The sequence below is a fragment of the Mycoplasma tracheobuteonis genome, from assembly GCF_054456995.1.
On record NZ_JBTKTG010000021.1, the window covers coordinates 1 to 6,238 of the forward strand.

Below are 6,238 nucleotides of genomic sequence, written 5' to 3' on the forward strand. Positions count from 1 at the left end.
ATCTGGTATAAAAGCCAGATATTTTAGTGTTGCAATGGAAATTGCATTTTAGTATATCTGACTTAGGCCAGATATTTTTGTGTTGCACTGGAGATTACACTCCAGAAAATTGTCAACACACTATGTTGACAATTTTTATTTTATTGTGCTAGTTCTTTACCATTTACACGATTTCTTTGCATATCTATTTCGGTAATTTCAGCTTTTAGTATCATTCCAGGATAATATTGATCAAAAATTGTATTTCCACTTTCTAGGTTTAAATTTGAAACATGGATAAATAAGCTTTGTTTAATTCCTATATACATAAACACACCAAAATCAGTAATGTTTTCCACAGTTCCAGAAACAACTGAACCTATGGCTAAGTCTTCAACGTTTGTAATACTGTCTTTTAAGATAAATCCTTGCTTATTATCAAGAATCTTTTTAGTAGGTGTTGCAAATGCTTGTAAAATAAGTTCAATTAAGTACTTATCAGAGTTATATTTTTTGACTAATTCCCCTACACTCAAGGCAGAAACATCAATTCCATCATCAGAAAGTTTTAAATTATAATCATTTATAATGCTTTGCGCTAGAGCATATGACTCAGGGTGGATAATTGTTTTATCTAAGAAATTATCTGATGTAAATATTCTTAAGAAACCTATGCATTGTTCAAATGTTTTTTCACCAATACCTTTGATGTTTTTGAGTTCAAATCTAGAATTAAAGCTTTTATCTGCTTTATCATTACGATATTCAATTATATTTTCAGCATTCTTTGGACTAAGACCTGCTATGAAAGTTAAAATATGCTTAGTAGCAGTGTTTAAATCAACTCCAACTTTGTTTACAACTTTTTGTACTTTGAAATCTAAATAGTGTTCTAATTCTTTTTGATTTACATCGTGTTGATATTGTCCTACACCAATTGATTTAGGATCTATTTTAACAAGCTCATTTAATGGATCTAGGAACTTACGTCCTATGTTAATAGCACTACGTTCTTCAACATGTAAATTAGGGAATTCTTCAATCGCTAATTTAGAAGCTGAATACACACTAGCACCAACTTCAGATACAATTGCATATTTAACATTTAAGTTATTTTTCTTAATTAAGTTAGCTATAAACATTTCTGTTTCTCTAGAAGCTGTCCCATTTCCAATAACCACAATATCAATATTGTGTTTTTTGATCATATCTAATGTAATTTTATTTGCTTGTTCAATTCTTTCTTGAGGTTTATTAGGAAAAATTTTATTAATTTCTAGAACATCACCATTTTCATTTAAGGCAGCTAATTTACATCCATTTACAAATGCAGGATCAATTGCTAGAATATTGTGTCCTGAAATAGCTGGAGCAAGTAATAATTTTTCAACAGAATTGGCGAAAATTTGAATACTTGAAGCTTCTGCTTTAGCAAATAAATCACCAAATATTTCTCTTTCTACACTTGGTAAAATTAAACGTTTTAACGAATCTTTTACAGCATCAATAACGTTATCTTTGTTCTTTCTAGTTTTATCAATCTTCTTAAGTATAATCGTTTCTAAAAAGCCTTCGTTATAGGTAAAAGTAACTTTTAATACACCTAATTTTTCACCACGATTTATCGCTAGAACATTATGATTCTTAATATATTTAATTGGAATAGAGTAATCATAATAATTCTTAAATTTAAGTCCTTCATCTTCAACTTTTGGATTTTGTTTAGTTACAATACTTCCAAATTTAGCGATATCTTCTTTGATTTTTGCTCTGATTTCAAAGTCTTGTGAAATTCATTGAGCTATGATGTAATTAGCTTGCTCCAAGGCGAATTCGACATTAGGAACTTGCTCGCTAAGATATTTTTTAGCTTCTCTTTCTCTATCAAAGTTAGGATTTTTATTTTCAAAAATACTTTTAGCTAGTGGTTCAAGTCCTAAAGCAATAGCTTTAGAAGCTTTTGTTACTTTTCCTACTTTAAATGGTTCGTATAAAGCTTCTAGATCACTTTTAACACTTGTAGCAAGTATTTTTGCTTCTAATTCTTCAGTTAATAAGTCTTTTTCTTTTAATATTTTAATAATCGCTTGTTGTCTTTCAAGAAGTTCGTTTTTATATTTGAATAAAGCTTCTATACGGTAGATTTGTTCTTCATCAAGTCCACCTGTTTTATCTTTTCTATAACGTGAAATGAAAGGAACTGTTGCACCTTCTTGCATCATTTCAAGAACCACATCAACTTGTTTAGATGTGATGTTTAATTCTTGAGCAACTAATTCTATTGCTTGTGTATCCATTATATCCTCCTAGATTTTAGATATAAAAATCATACATATATTATTCAATATATGTATGAGATTTTTTATTTATTTTCGTGTTCTTTTTCTTTATTTGGAGTAGTTATCATTTGAGCTCTATAGTTTTTAAATCCAATAACTTTAGTTACAAATGGGTTAACAAATTTCTTAGTTGAACCTTGTACTAATAAGTAGAATACAGGAGCTAAACAATCTCCTAAAACCATAGCAATTGTTCCATAAACGATAGAATCTCATAATAATGAACTGTCTTTTAAGACTGCTACTGTATCAGCATCTAATGAACCTTTTTGTACTTTGAAATCTTTAAGTACTTTAATAACATTTGGATCAAATCCAAGGTTAGCACCATTTTTCACAAGTTGTGACCCTGTTACTTGAACAAAATGTTCTGAGTTTCCTTCAAATAATAGAATTGGGAATTGTTGAGCTAAACCTCTAGCAGGGTTAATAGCAGCTGATCCCCCTAAAAGTCCCATTCAAACGCTAAGTGAGATTACAAACATAATTAATAAATCACGATATTTATTGTTAATGTTAGGCGAGAAAATCGGGAATAAAAGAATTGAAGTCATAACTAACTCAACAAAGAAAATTCATACTGAACCAGCAGCTAGTAATTGTCCTCTGCTTGCATTTGAGTAGTCAAGGAATGATTTATTAGCAGCGTTAATAGCTGTAATAGGCGCATTAGAAATGTAGTGACTTGGAGCTGATGCTTTACCTAATCCATAAATAATAGCACCTGCAGCAATCGCACCTAATGCTTGAATAAAAATCTTGTATGAAGCGTATCATCCATTATTACGCCCATTTAAGTAACGATAAATAGTTACTGATGGGTTTAGATCACAACTTCAACGTAGGAATAAGAATAAACACACTCCTACAACAATAAATCCTGCATAAAATCCAACGATAATTGGGTGAAGTAAATATTCTTCTGCAGTATATCCTGATGATGTATAAATTGATACACCAGCAAGTCCTAATGAAATTAAAATTGTTCCGAAAAATTCTGCAAGACCATGTACGATTCATGTTCTAACATCGGCAGGTTTTTCAGCATCACCACGTTCTGTAGCTTTTAATTTAATAAAGCTAAATAGTTCTTTAAAGAAACTTCTAACAGCTGCTAGAGGGTTCTTTTTTGATTTAGTAGTATTCTGGTCTACAGTAGATAATTTATTATCCATTTTGTATTTTTCCATTCTCTAGAACTCTAAGAGCTTTTGAGAAGTCTCCTTTTTCTGCATTATCAGCATTTTCTAATGTAGCCAATGCAATTTGGCTTAATGCTAAATCTGTTAAGTAAGCTTGGTGAGAAGTAATTAAAACATTATCCATTTCAATTAATTCTTTTCATTCTGGATCCATAGCTTTTAATTCAGTTATACGTGCTGAAACGTCTTCGTAAAATCTACCTTCTTCTCTTTCAAGAACATCAGTAGCAAATCCACGAACTTTTCCTGATTTTAGACCGTTAAGCATTGCTTTAATATCAACGATTTCGCCTCTGGCTGTATTAACTACAATTACTCCTTCTTTCATTGTTTCAATAGCAGCATCATCAATTAAATATCTTGTAGATGGTAGAAGTGGACAGTGAATTGAAATAAAATCACTTTCTTTAAGTAATTCGTTTAATGAAACGAACTCAAATCCAAATTGTTCTGCAAGTTGTGGGAAGTTATCTCTTGCAAAAGCATCAAATACTAAAACTCTAGCTCCAGTTGCTTTAGCAATTCTAATAAATGTTTGTCCAATTTTTCCTGAACCAATAACACCAATTGTAGAGTTACCAACACATTTTCCATCAAGTCCATTTAATGAGAAGTTGTATTTTTGAACTCTTGCGTTAGCAACAAGTAAGTTTCTGTTTAAGGCTGATAAAGTTGCGAAAGCAAATTCACCAATACTTTCAGCTGAATAGTTGAAGATTCTAAACACTTCAATTCCAAGTTCGTTTGCTTTCGCAACATCAATCTTGTTGTATCCCATTGATCTTTGGAATCAGTATTTAACACCCATTTTAGAAAGAACTTCTAAAATAACCTTGTCTCCATATGTGTTTACGAATCCACAAACTGCATCATAACCTTGAGCTAATTTAACTGTGTCAAGGTTTAAATTTTCTTTAAAGAATGTAATTTCGTGTCTTCCGTTGTTATATTTTTCAAATGATTTAACATCATAGTCTTTCGAATCAAAGAAAGCTATTTTCATAATTTCTCCTATGATAATATTTAAAGTTTATTTTGTGTATATTATATTATTTTAGATTAAAATAGAAAACAATTAAAACTACTATATTGTAGCTGTAAAAGTTTTGAAAATAGGCGTTTTTTCCAATTTTTGTTCATAATATAAAAATTTAATTTATATTATGGAGGTAAATATGAATGATTTATTATTTTATGCATCAAATAAGTGCAAAGGAGATTCTTATTTAATCTTTAAGGAAGTTAAAAATTGAAAAGAAGTAAGTCGCAAGCAATTACTTCAATGAAAACAATTATATGAAGAATTTGGAGCAAATTACTACACCATTTTAGATGAAAACTATCCAAGTGATTTTAATATTTTAAGATATCCACCATACGTTATTTACTACAAAGGAAATGAAAAACTCTTAAAGCAAAAACATCGTCTTTACTTGATTAATGAAATCAATAGCCCTATGACACAGGAATATATACAATCTAATCTACTTACATTAATTCATGGTTCGGTATTAGTAACTAATGATTATGAAAGTGAAAAGGAAATCGTTGACCTCTTTAGAAATAATGGTGGACGAATCATCCACATCTTAAAGCAAGGTCTAGATAGAACTGATTATAGGGATGTTAATTTAAATAACGAGTTATTTGTAAGTCAATATCCATTAGGTACTCATCCAAAAAGACACTATTTTAAGGAGGCTAATATAATTGCTTCTATTTTAGCAACTCAAATTATTGCCTTTTCTTTAGAACCTAATTCTAAGGCTTTTAATTTAATCAATTATTTCAATGATATAGGCAAAGAAATAAATTGTTTTCCAAGTACCCAAGCCAATGATGGTAATGATATCTTGATTAAAAGTGGTGCAAACTATATTACAATGATTTCAGAATGCATACCAATTTAAAACGAAAAAATGTGCTGATTAGAGCACATTTTTATTTAATATATTAATTTTGTTTTTCAGGGTATACTGAAACATACTTTCTGTTTCTTCTGCTTTCGTATTTTACATAACCATCGATTTTTGTAAATAAAGTATCGTCTCCACCACGACCAACATTTAATCCAGGGAAGATTTTTGTTCCTCTTTGTCTGTAAATGATTGATCCAGCTGTTGCGAATTGTCCATCACCTAACTTAGCACCTAAACGTTTTGAATGAGAATCACGTCCGTTACGTGTAGATCCACCGGCTTTCGTGTGTGCCATAGTCTAATTAACCTGCAATTCCTGTAATTTTAACACGTGTATATGGTTGACGATGTCCAAGTTTTCTCTTGTGAGTAGATTTCGCATTGTGACGATAAACAACGATTTTCTTTGCTTTACCTTGTTTTTCGATAGTTCCTGTTACGACTGCACCTTCTAAGTATGGTCTACCAATTTTGTCATCAATAAGTAAAACTTTATCAAATTTTACTTCTGAGTTTTCTTCACCTTCGATTTTTTCGATGAAGATTGTTTGACCTTCTTTAACTAAAAGTTGTTTCCCACCTGTTTCGATAATTGCTAACATGCAATACCTCCAAAATAGTGGCTCGTCTTTAAGGTGGCTTATGCACTTAATAAAACCTCTTCAGTACGGTTACTTGAAGTAACATGCTTATTATACCCTCTTCTTAAAAAATAAAAAGTTAAAAAAGTATGTAATTTTCAAGGTATAGAATAAGCTCTATTTTGTCACCCCTTGAAATAAGATTTATTTTGTCACCC

6 protein-coding genes are annotated in these 6,238 nt (G+C 30.4%); 1 reads left to right on the top strand and 5 read right to left on the bottom strand.

Translation table 4 applies throughout. The features are described 5' to 3' along the window. Positions 1-140: 140 nt before the first annotated feature. The 3 genes from ACX1M8_RS03175 to ACX1M8_RS03185 all read right to left on the bottom strand — a co-directional run bounded on the left by ACX1M8_RS03175 (position 141) and on the right by ACX1M8_RS03185 (position 4,523). Complete coding sequence (locus ACX1M8_RS03175; RefSeq protein WP_458836786.1) at positions 141-2,276, bottom strand: Tex-like N-terminal domain-containing protein; 2,136 nt, start codon at positions 2,274-2,276, stop codon at positions 141-143. A gap of 65 nt (positions 2,277-2,341) precedes the next feature. Then, entirely contained in the window at positions 2,342-3,493 is a 1,152-nt protein-coding gene (locus tag ACX1M8_RS03180; RefSeq protein WP_458806888.1) for an aquaporin, read from the bottom strand. Then, entirely contained in the window at positions 3,486-4,523 is a 1,038-nt protein-coding gene (locus ACX1M8_RS03185; RefSeq protein ID WP_458616398.1) for an NAD(P)-dependent oxidoreductase, read from the bottom strand. The genes ACX1M8_RS03180 and ACX1M8_RS03185 overlap by 8 nt, the downstream gene beginning before the upstream one ends. A 172-nt stretch (positions 4,524-4,695) precedes the next feature. On the opposite strand from ACX1M8_RS03185, the gene ACX1M8_RS03190 reads away from it, so the two are divergent. Then, entirely contained in the window at positions 4,696-5,430 is a 735-nt protein-coding gene (locus ACX1M8_RS03190) for a DNA-processing protein DprA (RefSeq protein ID WP_458836787.1), read from the top strand. Positions 5,431-5,473: 43 nt separating this feature from the next. On the opposite strand, the gene rpmA is transcribed toward ACX1M8_RS03190, so the two are convergent. Further along, positions 5,474-5,734 carry a 50S ribosomal protein L27 gene (gene rpmA, locus ACX1M8_RS03195; RefSeq protein WP_458616402.1) on the bottom strand — a complete coding sequence of 87 codons (261 nt, stop codon included), beginning with the start codon at positions 5,732-5,734 and terminating at the stop codon, positions 5,474-5,476. A gap of 7 nt (positions 5,735-5,741) precedes the next feature. Continuing rightward, on the bottom strand, positions 5,742-6,041 hold the full coding sequence (gene rplU, locus ACX1M8_RS03200) for a 50S ribosomal protein L21 (RefSeq protein ID WP_458798155.1): 300 nt from the start codon (positions 6,039-6,041) through the stop codon (positions 5,742-5,744). Positions 6,042-6,238: the final 197 nt, after the last annotated feature.